The 15,055-nt window shown below is 62.3% G+C and carries 12 protein-coding genes; 7 read left to right on the top strand and 5 right to left on the bottom strand.

Annotation, left to right across the window (positions count from 1 at the left end):
• The first annotated feature begins 7 nt into the window (after window positions 1–7).
• The 4 genes from OGL93_RS15780 (at window position 8) to OGL93_RS15795 (ending at window position 5,413) form a co-directional block, all read left to right on the top strand.
• On the top strand, window positions 8–1,177 hold the full coding sequence (locus tag OGL93_RS15780) for an MFS transporter (protein ID WP_263263748.1): 1,170 nt from the start codon (window positions 8–10) through the stop codon (window positions 1,175–1,177).
• A gap of 88 nt (window positions 1,178–1,265) precedes the next feature.
• Window positions 1,266–2,891: an NADP-dependent glyceraldehyde-3-phosphate dehydrogenase gene (locus tag OGL93_RS15785; protein WP_263263749.1), complete on the top strand. Its 1,626-nt coding sequence runs from the start codon at window positions 1,266–1,268 to the stop codon at window positions 2,889–2,891.
• A gap of 78 nt (window positions 2,892–2,969) precedes the next feature.
• Window positions 2,970–4,025, top strand: a complete 1,056-nt coding sequence (locus tag OGL93_RS15790) for a tetratricopeptide repeat protein (protein ID WP_263263750.1) — start codon at window positions 2,970–2,972, stop codon at window positions 4,023–4,025.
• A 131-nt stretch (window positions 4,026–4,156) separates the two neighbouring features.
• Window positions 4,157–5,413, top strand: coding sequence for an ATP-binding protein (locus OGL93_RS15795; protein WP_263263751.1), 1,257 nt, complete (start codon window positions 4,157–4,159; stop codon window positions 5,411–5,413).
• 7 nt (window positions 5,414–5,420) lie between these two features.
• On the opposite strand, the gene OGL93_RS15800 is transcribed toward OGL93_RS15795, so the two are convergent.
• From OGL93_RS15800 to OGL93_RS15820, 5 genes are all read right to left on the bottom strand, one after another.
• Window positions 5,421–5,798: a response regulator gene (locus OGL93_RS15800; RefSeq protein ID WP_263263752.1), complete on the bottom strand. Its 378-nt coding sequence runs from the start codon at window positions 5,796–5,798 to the stop codon at window positions 5,421–5,423.
• A gap of 64 nt (window positions 5,799–5,862) precedes the next feature.
• Complete coding sequence (locus OGL93_RS15805) at window positions 5,863–7,062, bottom strand: hybrid sensor histidine kinase/response regulator (RefSeq protein ID WP_263263753.1); 1,200 nt, start codon at window positions 7,060–7,062, stop codon at window positions 5,863–5,865.
• Entirely contained in the window at window positions 7,056–7,634 is a 579-nt protein-coding gene (locus tag OGL93_RS15810; RefSeq protein WP_263263754.1) for a chemotaxis protein CheB, read from the bottom strand. Before OGL93_RS15810 ends, OGL93_RS15805 begins: the two co-directional genes overlap by 7 nt.
• Window positions 7,635–7,647: 13 nt before the next feature.
• Window positions 7,648–8,469, bottom strand: coding sequence for a protein-glutamate O-methyltransferase CheR (locus tag OGL93_RS15815; RefSeq protein ID WP_263263850.1), 822 nt, complete (start codon window positions 8,467–8,469; stop codon window positions 7,648–7,650).
• 41 nt (window positions 8,470–8,510) lie between these two features.
• Window positions 8,511–11,993, bottom strand: coding sequence for a response regulator (locus OGL93_RS15820; protein ID WP_263263755.1), 3,483 nt, complete (start codon window positions 11,991–11,993; stop codon window positions 8,511–8,513).
• Window positions 11,994–12,234: 241 nt separating this feature from the next.
• On the opposite strand from OGL93_RS15820, the gene OGL93_RS15825 reads away from it, so the two are divergent.
• The 3 genes from OGL93_RS15825 to OGL93_RS15835 all read left to right on the top strand — a co-directional run bounded on the left by OGL93_RS15825 (window position 12,235) and on the right by OGL93_RS15835 (window position 14,935).
• The gene (locus tag OGL93_RS15825) at window positions 12,235–12,621 is read left to right on the top strand and encodes a response regulator (protein WP_263263756.1); all 387 of its coding nucleotides are present in this window, start codon (window positions 12,235–12,237) and stop codon (window positions 12,619–12,621) included.
• A gap of 411 nt (window positions 12,622–13,032) precedes the next feature.
• A complete protein-coding gene (locus OGL93_RS15830) occupies window positions 13,033–13,926 on the top strand; it encodes a MurR/RpiR family transcriptional regulator (RefSeq protein ID WP_263263757.1) in 894 nt (297 codons plus the stop codon).
• Between the two features lie 100 nt (window positions 13,927–14,026).
• Window positions 14,027–14,935, top strand: a complete 909-nt coding sequence (locus OGL93_RS15835; RefSeq protein WP_263263758.1) for an AraC family transcriptional regulator — start codon at window positions 14,027–14,029, stop codon at window positions 14,933–14,935.
• Window positions 14,936–15,055 lie beyond the last annotated feature (120 nt).

The raw sequence follows: 15,055 nt of genomic DNA on the forward strand, positions 1-15,055 counted from the left end.
TCCATTGATGGCTATTTACCTCATCCGCTTCACCACCTGGGGCAGCTGGAGCCTGCTGTTTTCATTCTTCGCGGTCTGGCTGGATGGCCAGGCACCGTTTTCGGCGGGCGCGATCAGTGTATTGGGTGCCAGCATCGCCTTGACCAATCGGGCCGGCTCGCTGCTGTTCGTGCGCTGGGTGGGCCGGGCAGACTTTCGCCTGCTGCTGTGGGCCACCCAGGGGCTGATCGCGCTGTCGGTGGCCGGGTTATACCTGCTACACCGCCAAGGGGAGTATGCAATGGCCGCCTGGCTGCCCCTGGTTTGCCTGTTCGGCCTAGGGCATTCGTTGGCGTCGCTGGCGCAGCTTACGTATATCGCGGCCGGCCATGCGGGCACCGATCAGGTAAAAGCCTTCTCACTGGAAAACGTTGCGCTGAACCTCAGCGCGGGCATAACCCCCTATGCGTCGGCACTGGTACTCAAGCATCTGCCGGAACACTACCTGGCGTTTCCCCTTCTTTATTGCCTGGCCACGGCAGCGTTGTGTGTGCTACTCGGCCCGGCCGAAGCCGAGGCGGGCCGGCCTAAGCGCGCCCAGGCAGCAGCGCACGCCAGGCCAGTGACGGTGGCGCTGTTTCTACTGGTCAATGCGCTGTCGTTCTTCGCCTTCAGCCAGTTCTATAACGTGTTTCCGCTGCATGCCAGGGAACGGCTGGACCCAGAGGCCATCGGCCTGTGGTTCGCCCTCAGCAGCGGCTTGATCGTGATCTTGCAGTTGCCCTTGACCCGGTTGCTCGGTGGCATGCGCCGCGGCTGGCTGGTGGCCGGCGCTAACGCCGCGATGGCCGCCGGGGTATTGGCGTTGTTCCACGCAGGTGCCGCTCCTACCGCCGCGCTAATGGCGGTGCTGTTGCTTACCCTGGCCGAGATGATCTTCGGGCCGCTGTATCAGGTCATGGCCCTCAGTATTTTCCCCGGCCGGCCGGCTTTCGCCATGGCAGTGCTGACGCTGACCTGGGCCCTGGCCGAGGCGTTGGCCACCGGGGTGGGGCTTTACCTGGTCGCCGGTGGCCGCGCCTGGCTGGCCTTCGCCCTGGGCACGGCCGCCTGCCTGGTGGTGGTGGTGATCGCCGCCGCTCAAGGCTGGCGCGGTGGGCAGAGTGCGCTGGGCCGGTTATTGGCGGCACGGCATTAGCCGGCCAGTGAACACCTCTATCTCGGCTCGGCTGGCGAGCCCGGCCAGGGCTGCTACAGTCTGCTTTTTGCCCTGATCGGAGGTATCCATGAGCGAGGCCCATTTGCTGCCGCGGCTTTTCCCCACGCCTGAGGAGGTTCCTGAAGCCTGGCGGTTCGGCGAGCCGCAGGTGCAAAAGGAGTATCTGGTCGATGGCCGCTTCGAACAGTGGGGCGGGCCACTGGCCAAGGTGCTGAGCCCAATATGCTTCGCCACTGCGCAAGGCGATCAGCCGGTCGAGCTGGGGAGCACGCCACGCTTGAGTGCAGACGCTGCCATGCAGGCACTGGATGCAGCGGTGCGCGCCTATGACAAAGGCCGTGGCGCCTGGCCGATGATGCGGGTCGCCGAGCGTATCCGTCACGTGGAGGGCTTCCTGCAGCGCATGCGCGAGCAGCGCGGGGCGGTGGTCAAGCTACTGATGTGGGAAATCGGCAAGAACCTGAAGGACTCCGAGAAGGAGTTCGACCGCACCTGCGACTACATCGTCGACACCATCAATGCCCTCAAGGCACTGGACCGGCGCTCCAGCCGCTTCGAGCTCGAGCAGGACACCCTCGGGCAAATCCGCCGGGTACCGCTGGGCGTGGCATTGTGCATGGGCCCTTACAACTACCCGCTCAACGAAACCTTCACCACGCTGATTCCCGCGCTGATCATGGGCAACACCGTGGTGTTCAAGCCGGCGAAGTTCGGAGTGCTGTTGATCCGCCCGTTGCTGACGGCCTTCCGTGACAGCTTCCCGCCCGGCGTCATCAACGTGATCTACGGCAGTGGCCGGGAAACGGTCAGTGCACTGATGGCGAGCGGCAAGGTGGATATCTTCGCCTTCATCGGCACGCACAAAGCAGCCAGCGAACTGAAAAAGCTCCATCCCAAGCCCCACCGCTTGCGCTCGGCCCTGGGCCTGGACGCGAAGAACCCAGGGATCGTGCTGGCCGATGCCGACCTGGAAAACGCCGTGAACGAATGCATCACCGGTACGCTGTCGTTCAACGGGCAGCGCTGCACGGCCCTGAAGATTCTCTTCGTCCATCAAAGCATCGCCGATGCCTTCCTGGCCCGCTTCAACGAGCGCCTGGCCGGCCTGGCACCGGGCATGCCGTGGGAACCGGGTGTATCGCTCACACCGCTGCCGGAGCCGGGTAAGGTTGACTACCTGTCGGGGCTGGTCACCGATGCGCTCGCTCAGGGTGCCCAGGTGGTCAACCCAGGCGGGGGGACAGTTCGGGCATCGTTCTTCTACCCTGCCGTGTTGTATCCGGTTGCCGCCGGCATGCGGGTCTACGACGAAGAACAATTCGGCCCCCTGGTGCCGGTGGTGCCGTTCAGCGATATCGAGCAGGTCATCGAGTACGTCCTCGATGCCAACTACGGGCAGCAACTGAGCCTGTTCGGCAAGGATCCGCTGCTGCTCGGCCGGCTGGTCGATACCTTCGCCAACCAGGTTGGGCGGATCAACCTCAATGCCCAGTGTCAGCGGGGCCCGGACCAGTACCCGTTCAACGGCCGCAAGGATTCGGCCGAGGGCACGCTGTCGGTCCACGATGCGCTTCGCAGTTTTTCCATTCGCACACTGGTGGCCACGCGCTTCAACGAAGCCAACAAGGCGCTGGTCAGCGAGATCATCCAGGCCCGTAGCTCGGGCTTTCTCAGCACCGATTACATTTTCTGAAGCTTGCTGGGGCAGCCTCGGTTTGACTCGCCGAGGCTTGTACCCGAAGCTGTGCGCCCTGCATTTGCGGACATTCGCATGACCCGCGCATTACGCCCACTGTTGATCGCCTGTTTCATCCTCTTGCTAGGCGCCGCGGCATGGTATTTCAGCCGCCCCTTGCCGCCCGCCGCCCCCACGTTGCCCGAGCACAGCTATCAGCAGGCGTTGAGCGCGGCTCAGGCGGGCGCGCCTGGCGCGGCTCGCTTGCTCTACCAACAGCTCGCCCGGGACGATCTGCCCGCCACCAGCCGTGCTGCCTTGTACCCGTCGCTGCCCGATTACCCTAGCGCCCGTGCGCTGGGGTTTGCGACCGCCGACCTCCACAACGCCGAGCCTGCTGTGCGGCATGGGGCAATGGACGCCTTGACGGGCATGACAGAGGGGGCGGCGCGAGCCGAGCTGCTCGGGCCGCTGCTGGACGACGCCGATGAGGCGATACGCACTCATGCCGCGCGGGCACTGCTCGAGCTGAACCCGGATGACGTGGGCGTGTATTTCGCCAGGCTCCACGAAGTGCTGGGGGCGTACAGTCAGCGGCTCGAGGACACTCCTGGCGACTACACCGCCCAGCTCGAGCTCGCCCGCTTGCGTTTGCATGAAGGAGCCGCGCGGCAGGCGGCAACGGCGGCCCAACGTGTGCTGCAGCTACGCCCGAACGCCCTGCAAGCCAGGGTGCTGCTGGCCCAGGCGCTGGATCGGCTGGGGCAGCCGGACGAGGCTCGGGAAGCCCTGGCCGAGCCGCTGCGAGAGCACCCTGACGACGCCTTTCTGCAGCACGAACTGGGCATCTGGCTGCTGGCCCATGGGCAGGAAGAATACGCCCTGCTCGCCCTGGCCCGTGCAGTGGAGCTGGCACCAGACGCCGCGGGCTATCGTTTCGACCTCGCCACCAGCCTGCATAGCCTGGAGCAACCGGAGGCCGCCCAGGCTCAGTTGGACCAACTGGTAAGGCGTCAGCCGGCGAACCGCCAAGCCAGGTTGCGGCTGATCGAGTACTGGAAAGAAGCCGGGCAGTTGCAAAACGTTCAGGTGCTGCTGGCGGAGCTTGAACAGCAGAACCCTGACGACCCCGCTTTGCAGCAAGGCTTGTAAAGGGATGGACAACACGCTGCTGGCTGAACCCTGAGCGCCGCGCGTGGTCCAGTAGCTACGGGAGTGAGCTTGAATGCCGTGGCAAAGCCGCGGCGTGGTGAGTCGACGCACGGATGGGGACGGCAACGGTGATGACAGCAAAACCACAGAGCGGCCGCGCCTGGCGCGAAACCCAGGGCCCGCGACCACTCGACGGCGTTGGGGCGTTTGCCGCTGGCGCAACCGGCATTGTGGTCTGTGCGTTACCTGGCCTGGACCGCGAGCAACTCTGCGCGTTGCTTGACAGCGGCCAGGGTCGCGATTACCAGTTGATCGAGCCGGGAGAACTTTACCCTGCACTGGAACGCGGGGCCGACCTGGTTATCACCACCAGCGAGACGCTGGCCTGCGGCGACCTCGCGCCGATGCAGGCTTGGCTTGAAACCCAACCCCATTGGTCGGACCTGCCCGTTCTGGTACTGACTGCAGCGACTGGCGGTCGACGCTTGCCACCCCCTCCCTCATTGCTGGCCTTTGGGAACGTGCGCCTGCTGCAGCGGCCCTACCACCCTGCCTCGCTGGAAGTGTTGATCGAATCAAGCCTCAACAGCCGGCTCAAGCAGTATGCCCTTCGCGACAAGCTGCGCGCCCAGTGCCCTGAAGGCACGGCCGGGCAAGGCGACTGTTGCGAATCGCCCACCCGCCTGGAAGCGGTTGGCCGCCTAACCGGCGGTATCGCCCAGGACTTCAACAACCTGCTCACCGGCATCATGGGCGGCCTCGAGATGATTCGGCGTCGCGTTGCCAACGGCCAACATGCCAGGCTCGATAGCTTGCTGGATGTAGCCGTGAATTCGACCCAGCGCGCCTCCCAGCTCACACACCGCTTGCTGGCGTTCGCCCGCCGGCAAACCCTCGACGCCCGCGTGCTGGACGTCAACGGCCTGATAGAAGCGGCGCTCGGGCTGCTGGGGCGCAGCCTCAATGGCAAGATTGCACTGCAGTTCCGCCCGGCCGGTGAACTCTGGCTTGCCTGCCTGGATCCGAGCCAACTCGAAAGCGCGCTGCTCAACCTGGTGATCAACGCAGGGGATGCGATGCCTAATGGTGGCCGGCTGTTGATTGAAACGGCCAACCGCACGATCGAAGACGACGAGCCCGGGCTGAGCCTGGCGTTGGCAGCTGGGGACTATGTCGTTATCGCAGTACAGGACGACGGTTGCGGCATGAGCCATGACACCCTGGAACGCGCGTTTGACCCCTTCTTCACCACTAAACCCGTGGGCCTTGGCACGGGCCTCGGGTTATCCATGGTCTATGGGTTTGCGCGCCAATCGGGCGGGCACGTCACGCTGCGCAGCGAAACAGGGCGTGGCAGCCGCGTGGAAATGTACTTCCCCCGGGCTTGAGCCCGCCTTAAACGAGCTCTCGCAGAATGGCCTTGTTCAGGTCATCGAACAGGAATGGCTTTGCCACGATGGTTGCGGTTTTCGCGATGGGATGAATGCATTCGCGGATTTCCATCGGGTAACCGCTGATAAAGATGACCTTCAGGTCTGGCCGCAGCTTCACCGCGGGCTCGGCGATGTCCACGCCCGAGAACGGCCCTTGCAGCTGAAAATCTGTGATCATCAGGTCCAGGTGCGGCTTGGTCGCCAGGATTTCGAAGGCCTTGACCCCGTTCTCTGCCTCCAGCACGTGGTAACCCTGGTCCTGCAAGTGGTCATGCAGCAGCTGCCGGATAATGTCGTCGTCCTCGACGATCAGCACTACGTCTTGCGCGTCTCCGCTCATCTTGTTGCCTATACCGTATTTTGTTGGGCTGCCCATGTGACCTCGGGCGCCGGAAGAGGTTGCGTCATTGAGCGGGGCATGCCCGGCGAGGTAGATGAACGCTGAACAGCGCCCCCTCTCCCAGCTGGCTTTGTACGGTTATGCGCCCGCCATGGGCCGAGACGATCTGCTCGGAAATGAACAAGCCCAGCCCAAGGCCCGCGATGCCATGGCGGTTCGATGCACGCTCGAACTGCAGGAAGATCCGTCGCTGATCTTCCTCGCTGATGCCCACGCCGTGATCGCGCACATGCACGCACGCCCACTCTGGCCCCGCCTCCACGGATACCTCGATAGCGCCTTTGCCGCCATAGCGCAGCGCGTTGGTTAGCAGGTTGGCGACCACCTGCTCGATGCGAAACTCGTCCCAGTCTCCCGCCACCGGCTCCCCGGCGCTGAATTCGATGGACATGCCGGCATTGGCCGCCTGAGGCATGAAGCGGTCGACCACGTTGCCGACCAGTTGCGTCAGGTCAAAGCGGCCGGGGCGAATCGACAGCTTGCCGGTACGGATGCGGGAGACGTCGAGCATGTCTTCGATCAAGCGGATCAGGCTTTGGATCTGCCGCTCGTCGCGCTCGACCATCCCGCGCATCTTGTCCAGCGTGAAGGCGCTGGCGTTGCCCTTGGCGACGTGCATCTTGCGCAGCTGGGTTTCTAGGATCAAGCCGTTGAGGGGCGTGCGGACCTCATGGGACACCACGGACATGAAGTCGTCGCGCATGCGCACGGCGTGCTCGAGTTCGTGCTGGGTGGCCTGCAGACGTTCGAGCAAGGCTTCTTGCTGCTTGCGGCTACGCTCCAGCGCTTCAAGCTGCTCATTGAGGGTTTTGCGCTGGCGGTAGAGGTCCACGAACACGGTGACCTTGCTCTTCACCGCCAGGGTATCCAGCGGCTTTTGCAGAAAGTCCACCGCCCCGGTTTCATAGCCCTTGAAGGCGTAATTGAGTTCGCGGCCGGCGGCGGACACGAACACGATCGGAATGTGTTTGGTTTTTTCCGTGCTGCGCATCAGCTCGGCCAGTTCGAACCCGTTCATGCCGGGCATCTGGACGTCGAGGATGGCCAGGGCGAATTCGTGTTGCAGCAACAATGACAGCGCTTCGTCCGCGGAGAGCGCTTTATACACTTCGCGATCGCCTCGGCTGATCAACGCCTCCAGTGCCAGGAGGTTTTCCGGCAGGTCGTCGACGATGAGCAGCTTGGCGGGGCTTTGACTTAACATTTGCCAGTTTCCAGATCAGCGAGCAGCTCGCCGATGCCATGCAAGGTAAGGATATGATCGGGCTGCAGCAATTCGAGGGCCGCCTGGGGCATGGTGGCAACCTTGGCCTCGGCCGGGTCTTGCACCACCGTCAGGCCACCGGCCTGCTGGATCGCGGCCAAGCCACTGGCGCCATCCTGGCTGGCCCCGGTCATCAGCACACCGGCCAGCCCCGCGCCATAGGCGTCGGCGGCAGAGTCGAACAATACGTCGATCGACGGCCGGGAAAAGTGCACGCGCGGCTCCAGGCTCAGTGAAAAACTATGGTCGCGCTCGATGGACAGGTGATAGCTGGGCCCCGCTACATAGATGATCCCGCGCTCCATCACGGCCTTGTCCTGAGCCTCGCGCACCGGGCGCCGCAGCCGACGCTCGAACACCGTCGAGAGTTCGCTCTGGCGCCCTTCAGGCAGGTGCAGAATGGCAACCACCGGCAGGCTGAAGGCAGCCGGCAGGGCGCTGAATACCGTTAGCAAGGCCTCGACCCCTCCGGCTGACGCACCGAGCACCACTGCTTCACAGGCATGCCTCATGGCCGCGGCCCTTTCATAGTTTTCGATAGATCCGCTCCTGCCGGGACAGCGTTTCAAAGCGGTCGGCATAAGCAGAAAAGTCCATGGTTTCCTTCGCCCCAAGCATCAGGAAACCGCGGTGGCAAAGCGATTCATGGAACAGCCCAAAGGCCCGATCCTGCAGGTTTTTATTGAAGTAAATCAATACGTTGCGGCAGGTGATCATGTGCGTCTCGGAAAACACGCTGTCCGTGGCCAGGCTATGGTCGGCAAAGGTCACGTTCTCGCGCAGGGTGCTGTCGAGGATCGCGTGGTCGTACGCGGCGGTGTAGTAGTCGGAGAAGCTGCGTTTGCCGCCGGCCCGGTGGTAGTTCTCCGTATAGGTACGGATGGCTTCCAGCGAATAGATCCCCTGCTTGGCGCGCTCCAGTGAGGTCGGGTTGATATCGGTCGCATAGATAAGCGTGCGCTCCAGTAGCCCTTCCTCACGCAGCAGGATCGCCAGGGAGTACACCTCTTCCCCGGTGCTGCAGCCGGCGATCCATAACTTCAGCGACGGGTAGGTTTTCAGCAACGGCACCACGTCCCGGCGAATGGCGAGGAAATGCTCCGGGTCCCGGAACATTTCACTGACCGGAATCGTCAGGCACTGCAGCAACTCGGTAAAGATCCCCGGCTCGTGGAGAACGCGCTCCTGCAAGGCAGACACGTTCCGGCACTCGAACTGACGTACCGCATGAAGCACCCGGCGCTTGATGGACGCGCCGGAATAATCACGAAAGTCGTAGCTGTACTTAAGGTAAATCGCCTCGATCAGCAGCCGGATCTCGATATCCAGGGTTCGCTCGACGGTCATCGACGCCGCACCGGTAGGGCGATCCTGTAGGTCTTGCACACTCAAATCCGCTCCAGTTGTGGCAACCACACGCGTATCAGGGAAAACAGCCGGTCAAGCTCGATGGGCTTGGCCAGGTAATCGTTGGCGCCGGCATTGAGGCAGCGCTCCTGGTCGTCCTTCATCGCCTTGGCGGTAACCGCAATGATCGGCAGCTTGCGCCAGCGAGGGTCCTTGCGGATTTCCCGGGTGGCTTCGAAGCCGTCCATCTCAGGCATCATCACATCCATCAGCACCAGGTCGATCTCCTCGACCGTATTGAGCCGGTCGATGGCCTCCCGACCATTACGGCCGATCTCCACCACGGCGCCCTTTTGCTCCAGCGCGCTGGTCAGCGCGAAGATATTGCGCACGTCGTCGTCGACCACCAGGATCTTGCGACCCTCGAACACCTTGTCCCGGCTGCGGGCCGTCTTGAGCATCTTTTGCCGCTCATGGGACAGCTGCGATTCAACCTTGTGCAGGAACAGGGTCACCTCATCGAGCAACCGTTCTGGCGAGCGCGCCCCCTTGATGATGATCGAGCGGGAATACTTGAGCAGCTCGGCTTCTTCTTCGCGGGTGAGGTTGCGCCCGGTGTACACGATGACTGGCGGGAACGACCGAATCTCATCCGTAGACATGCGCTTGAGCAAATCGTTGCCGAGCATGTCTGGAAGTTTCAGGTCGATGATCATGCAGTCGTAGATGTTCTCCCGCAGCAGGTCCAGCGCCTCCTGGGCAAAGCCCACCGCGGTGATTTCAATATCCTCGTCGCCGATCAGGCGGGCGATGCTGTCGCGCTGCAGGTCGTCATCCTCGACCAGCAGGATGTGCTTGAGCTTCTGCGTCAGCTTGGCCTCCAGGCGCGCGAACACAGACTTGAGCTCTTCGCGGGACGTAGGCTTGACCGCGTACCCAACGGCACCCATGTGCATCGCGGCTTCGACGCGGTCTTCGACCGAAATCACATGCACCGGAATATGCCGCGTGGCCGGCTGTTCCTTGAGCCGCTGCAGCACCGTCAGGCCCGAATGGTCGGGCAGGCGCATATCCAGCAGGATCGCATCCGGCACGAACTGCTCGGCGAGGTTGAAGCCCTCGTCGGCGCCGTGCGCTACCAGGCAGCGGTAGTCCAGCTCGTTGGCGAGGTCGTAAAGGATCCGGGCGAAGCTTGGTTCATCTTCGATCACCAGGATGCAACGCTGGCCCGAAGGTGCTAGCTCGCGGTCATCGGGGAAGCTTGCGATACGCACCGTGGAAGACGCCGGAATGGGCTTGGCCACCGGCGCGGGCGCTGCAGCCACGGCCGGCATGGCGTTGGCGACGATTCGCGGGGCACCGCTGGTGTGCACCGCCCCAGGCTCGTAGTTTTCCGGGAGCACCAGGGTGAAGGTGCTGCCCTGGCCGAGGGCACTGGTCACGCTGATCGCGCCGCCGAGCAGCGCCGCCAGGTCACGAGAAATCGACAGCCCCAGGCCAGTACCCCCGTAACGGCGGCTGGTAGTGCCATCGGCCTGGCGGAAGGCTTCGAAGATGATCTGCTGCTGGTCTGGGGCGATGCCTATGCCGGAATCGCGAACGATGAAGGCAATGTTGTTCTCGCCCTCGCGAGCGATGGTCAGGCTGACCTGGCCCTGTTCGGTGAATTTCAGCGCGTTGGACAGCAGGTTCTTGACGATCTGTTCGACGCGCTGGCGGTCGGTGAACAACGCCTTGGGCGCCTGATCGTCGACCCGTACCTGGAAGTCGATCCCTTTGTTGGAGGCCAATGGCTGGAACAGCACCCGCAAGCTATCGGCCAGGCGTTGCACATTGGTGTTTTCCGGGCGAACGTCGAGCTTGCCCGCCTCCACCTTGGAAATGTCCAGAATGTCGTTGATCAGGTTCAGCAGGTCGTTGCCCGCCGAATAGATGGACTCGGCAAACTTGACCTGGTCGGCGCTGAGGTTGCCCTCTGGGTTTTCGGCCAGCAGTTTGGCCAGGATCAGCGAGCTATTGAGCGGCGTGCGCAGCTCGTGGGACATGTTGGCGAGGAATTCGGACTTGTAGCGGCTCGAGCGCTGCAGTTCATCGGCCCGCTCCTCGAGCTGGATCTGTGCCTGCTCCAGGGCATCGCGCTGGCTGGCCAGGGCATCGGTGCGTTCAGCGAGCTGTTCGTTGGTTTGCTCCAGCTCCGCTTGCTGGGTTTCCAAGTACGCCTGGGACTCTTTCAACACCCGCGACTGCTCTTCGAGCTCCTCGTTGGCAGTCTTGAGTTCTTCCTGCTGCACCTGCAGCTCTTCGTTGAGTTGCTGGGTCTCGGCAAGCACTTCCTGCAAGCGCTGACGGTAACGTGCGGCCTCCACCGAGGTACCGACGTTGCCGGCGATCAGGTCGAGGAACGCTATGTCCCGCTCGCCCAGCGGGCGCAGGAAGCCCAGCTCGATGACCGCGTTGACTTGTCCGTCATTGAGCGCCGGCACAACGACCACGCTTCTAGGCAACCCTTCACCCAGGCCGGAGCTGACCTTGAAGTAATTTTCCGGCACCGCGTCGAGGCGATGCAGCCGCCCCTGCTGCGCTACTTGCCCGACGATACCGTCCGCGCCGCGCACTACATGGTCGCGACCTTCCTGCTCGCGCGAGAATCCATAGGTCGAAACCCTGCGCAGGTTGCTCTGCTCATCGCGTACGTAAAGTGCGCCGAGCACGCAGCCCAGGTACTGGGAAAAGAACTTCAGCACGTTATTGCCCAGGGTTTGCACGGTCAGTTGCCCCAGCACTTGCTCGGCAAGCTCGGTCTGCCCGGTGCGCAGCCAGGCCTGGGCCTCCAGGCGCTCGGCGCTGCGATTCTGCGCTTCGAGGATGTCACCGTACTGGTCCGACAGGTTAAGCAGGTCGCGGCGGCCGCGATACGCGAGCAAGCCGCTGAGCACAAGCACGAAGGTGAAATACAGGATCACCGCCAGCCAGGTCGTGCGGGTGACCTCCTCGCTGCGCTGGATCCGCAATTGCTGCTCCATGGCCACGAACGCGTCGAACTCGGTGCGGATCTCGTCCGTCAGGCGCTTGCCCCGCCCGGCTTGCACGGCGCTTCGGTAATCCAGGCCTTGCCGGCGCATGGCGATCATCTCGGCGCCGAACTGGTTCCAGGAGTCCTGCAACGCCTCCAGCCGGGTGGCCCGATCGACCTGCGCGGGGTTGTCCGATACCAGTTGCTTGAGCCCCTCGAGTTCCGAGCGGATACGCGGCTTCGCCACTTCATAAGGGTCGAGGAAGTGCTCATCGCCGGTCAGCAGGAACCCGCGCATGCCGGTTTCCATGTCGATGGAGAGCTTGACTGCCTCGTTGGCGTTATTGATCACCCGGTCGGTGTGATCCACCCAACCTATGACCGACATCAGATAGCTGAGCAGCGCGGCGAATACCATAACGCTGATGACGCCTACCCCTAGGGGCAGCGCAACGTTGCGCATCAGGATCTTGCGGAAAGCGGACTCATCGAGGGAGAAAGGTTTGGTCATATCCATGGCCTGGCTGGGGTCAACTGCGGAAGTCTGCCGGAAATTTTACAACGGGTCCTGTTTCCTTGACCGCGCCGCGGAAATTTCTTAATCGGGTGCTGAAATTGACGTAGGATACCCACCCTGCGAGGACGTTCCCCCCCAGCGCATTTTTTTCTTCGCGCAAGCGCGTGCCGCCGCTTGCCCGGGCGCGTCAGCCATGGCCTTTGCGGCGCTCTTCATCTACCGACGGAATGTATTCATGCCTTCATCCGACAACTCCACGATTCTCGTGGTCGAGGACGACGACATCGTCCGCATGCTGATGGTCGATATCCTCGAGGAGCTCGACTACCGGGTGCTCGAGGCAGCGGGCTGGGATTCGGCCATCTCAGCGCTGCAAAGCGACACCGGTATCGACCTGCTGATCACCGATGTGGGGCTGTGCGACACCGCCAATCGAACCGGCCTCGAGCTTGTAGTCGAGGCGCAGAAGTTGCGCCCGTCCATTCCAGTGCTGGTTGCGAGCGGCTATGGCAGCAGCCTCGATCTGCCACAGGGCGCGCAGCTCCTCCCCAAGCCATTCAACCTCGACAAGCTCCGCGAGACCGTCAACGCACTGGTCCCTCAGCGCGCGGCACGCTCCTAATAATCTTGTACAGGGTATGCACACACTGCCTACCCTTCCACCACAATTGCCCCGCCCGGGGATTTTCGAAAAATTGCAATTGGCCAGCACCCAAACTGCCCGCCTAGTTGTAAGACAACCATTTCAGGAAAGTCGCCTGGGTGCCTTGCATTGTCACTTAGAGAGATGACCGGCCGGTCTTCTAACTAGTCTCAACTGATTGATTTTCAAGGCTTTTAAGTAGAATTTAGACTTGTAATGAAAATTTCAATTCGCTCTTGAATATCCTTACTTCGAACGACTTGTTCTAACTCCTGATCAATGTATTGAACCTGTCCGTTTTTTTATCTTAGAGCCTTGGATCCGTCACGTTTCCCCTCTACACTCTCGTAGGAATTTTCTTATACAACCTCACTACATGAGGGAGAGGCCATGCTTAATATTACCGGCAGCCTGGTATATGACACGCCGGTCATGAGGAATCTCGTGACGGTTGCGCCGACACTGAAACCCGCCCTGCGTAAGGTCGCGGACTTCATCCTGCGTAATCCGATGCGCTCAGCCACCATGAACATCGACGAGATTGCCACCGCCACGGGTGCCTCCACGGCAGCGGTCAATCGCCTGGCCCATGCGATCGATCTCGCCGGTTTCACTGGCCTGCGGGCGGCCCTTGTAGAAAACTTGCTAGCGTTGATCTCCCCCAGCGACAAGGTTCGACATGAGTTGAACCAGCGCCCGGGCCGCGCCTTTGCCTTGGAACTTCAAGTACGGGTAATAAAGGGCAATATGGACGCGACCCTGGCAGCCAACGCCGAAGCGACTTTCGGCCAAGTGGCCGACGCGTTGGTGAACGCCAATAGGGTTTATACCCTTGGCTTCGGTACCTGCCACCATCTGGCCGGGCTGGCCGCCGGGGCTTTCCTTCCGGTGTGCCATCAGGCGGTTTCCGTAAGCACCGACGGTGGCGGCGAAGCGGCAGCCTATCGCCTCGCAGCCATCGGCCCACAGGACGTGTTGTTGGCGTTTTCGCTTCCTCCCTACAGCGAGGACGTCACCGCGCTGGCGCGTTACGCCCAAGGCCGCAACGCTACCGTACTGGCTGTGACCGATTCCCCTGCCTCACCCCTCGCCCGCCTGGCGAGCCAGACCTTGTACGCCCCGACCACCCATCCAGTGCTGGGTGAGAGCACCTCCAGCGCGCTGGGCATTATCGAGGCCCTGGCTTCCGCGATCCGCCACCGCTGCGAAGGCAAGGCCAGCCAGGCGATACGCCAGGCCCAAGAGGCGCTGAACAGTCTTCGCATGCACGCTGGCAAGGGTTAGCGTGCGGCGCTGGCATTAGCGTCGCTGCCGGGCTTGGTTTGTTGCAAAGTGGCCGTTATGCTCCAGACTCTGTTGCACTGCCCGGGAAACAGGACGCGTCATGAATCGACCCGCCCGCCACAGCGACCCCTCTTATGAGCTGATGGATGACCACGAAGGGTTGTCCATTATCTATCGGCAACATGGCTTCCCCTGCCCGTTGGTCCGCTGGCATTTTCATAAGGAATACGAACTGCACTTGATTACTGCAAGTTCCGGTAAGGTCTTCATCGGGGACTACATCGGCAACTTCAATCCAGGCAGCCTGTTTCTTACCGGGCCGAACTTGCCGCACAACTGGATCAGCCAGGTGGACGGCTGTGAATACTTTCCCCAGCGCGACATGCTGGTCAACTTTACCGACGCTCTTTTTGAGCCGGGGCACTTGGTGTTCACGGAACTGAAGACGCTCTCACCGCTCCTGGAACGGGCGCGTTATGGCATCGAGTTCCGCGACCGCGCGCTGATCGCCGAGGCGACCCGTTTGATGGAGTTGATTGCCGCCAGCCAGGGAATAAGCCGGCTAGGCTATTTCCTGATCCTCATGGAGGCCCTGGCCAACAGTGAAGATTACTCCCTGTTGTCAGCCGCCAGCGCCGCCGACCTCGGCGACGAGAGCAATGTGGATCGCACTAACCGTGCAGTCGATTATATCTTCGCGCACTACGGCCGAGAGCTGTCGCTTGAGGAAGTGGCGGAACACCTGAGCATGAAACCGACCTATTTTTCGCGGGTGTTCAAGCAGTCCACGGGACGTAGCTTTGTCGAGTTCGTCAACCGCCTGCGGATCAGCAAGTCGTGCGAGTTGCTTGCCGATGGCGACAAGCCCGTCACCCAAGTGTGTTTCGAATCCGGCTTCAATAACATTTCCAACTTCAACCGGCGCTTTCAGCAGCTAAAGGGCATGACCCCGACCCATTACCGCCGCCTGGCGGTGCAGCGGCTGACCGAACAGAACCACCGCGCCTGAACCTTGCCCTGCCCTGCCGCGGCCACTGGCGACGTGTGGCTGTAGCGCCCGCCTGCAGGGTGGTGCAGTTACGCTACGCTTTCCTTATGCGCCCGGCCCCGCCGGCCTGCCAGCCCGCCT

Source organism: Pseudomonas sp. RIT-PI-S, assembly GCF_025642975.1.
GTDB lineage: Bacteria > Pseudomonadota > Gammaproteobacteria > Pseudomonadales > Pseudomonadaceae > Aquipseudomonas.

Excerpts from the sequence above, each read along its gene's own strand:
- OGL93_RS15780 (WP_263263748.1), top strand. The coding sequence starts at position 8 with ATGGCTATTTACCTCATCCGCTTCACCACCTGGGGCAGCTGGAGCCTG.
- OGL93_RS15785 (WP_263263749.1), top strand. The coding sequence starts at position 1,266 with ATGAGCGAGGCCCATTTGCTGCCGCGGCTTTTCCCCACGCCTGAGGAG.
- OGL93_RS15790 (WP_263263750.1), top strand. The coding sequence starts at position 2,970 with ATGACCCGCGCATTACGCCCACTGTTGATCGCCTGTTTCATCCTCTTG.
- OGL93_RS15795 (WP_263263751.1), top strand. The coding sequence starts at position 4,157 with ATGACAGCAAAACCACAGAGCGGCCGCGCCTGGCGCGAAACCCAGGGC.
- OGL93_RS15800 (WP_263263752.1), bottom strand. The coding sequence starts at position 5,798 with ATGAGCGGAGACGCGCAAGACGTAGTGCTGATCGTCGAGGACGACGAC.
- OGL93_RS15805 (WP_263263753.1), bottom strand. The coding sequence starts at position 7,062 with ATGTTAAGTCAAAGCCCCGCCAAGCTGCTCATCGTCGACGACCTGCCG.
- OGL93_RS15810 (WP_263263754.1), bottom strand. The coding sequence starts at position 7,634 with ATGAGGCATGCCTGTGAAGCAGTGGTGCTCGGTGCGTCAGCCGGAGGG.
- OGL93_RS15815 (WP_263263850.1), bottom strand. The coding sequence starts at position 8,469 with ATGACCGTCGAGCGAACCCTGGATATCGAGATCCGGCTGCTGATCGAG.
- OGL93_RS15820 (WP_263263755.1), bottom strand. The coding sequence starts at position 11,993 with ATGACCAAACCTTTCTCCCTCGATGAGTCCGCTTTCCGCAAGATCCTG.
- OGL93_RS15825 (WP_263263756.1), top strand. The coding sequence starts at position 12,235 with ATGCCTTCATCCGACAACTCCACGATTCTCGTGGTCGAGGACGACGAC.
- OGL93_RS15830 (WP_263263757.1), top strand. The coding sequence starts at position 13,033 with ATGCTTAATATTACCGGCAGCCTGGTATATGACACGCCGGTCATGAGG.
- OGL93_RS15835 (WP_263263758.1), top strand. The coding sequence starts at position 14,027 with ATGAATCGACCCGCCCGCCACAGCGACCCCTCTTATGAGCTGATGGAT.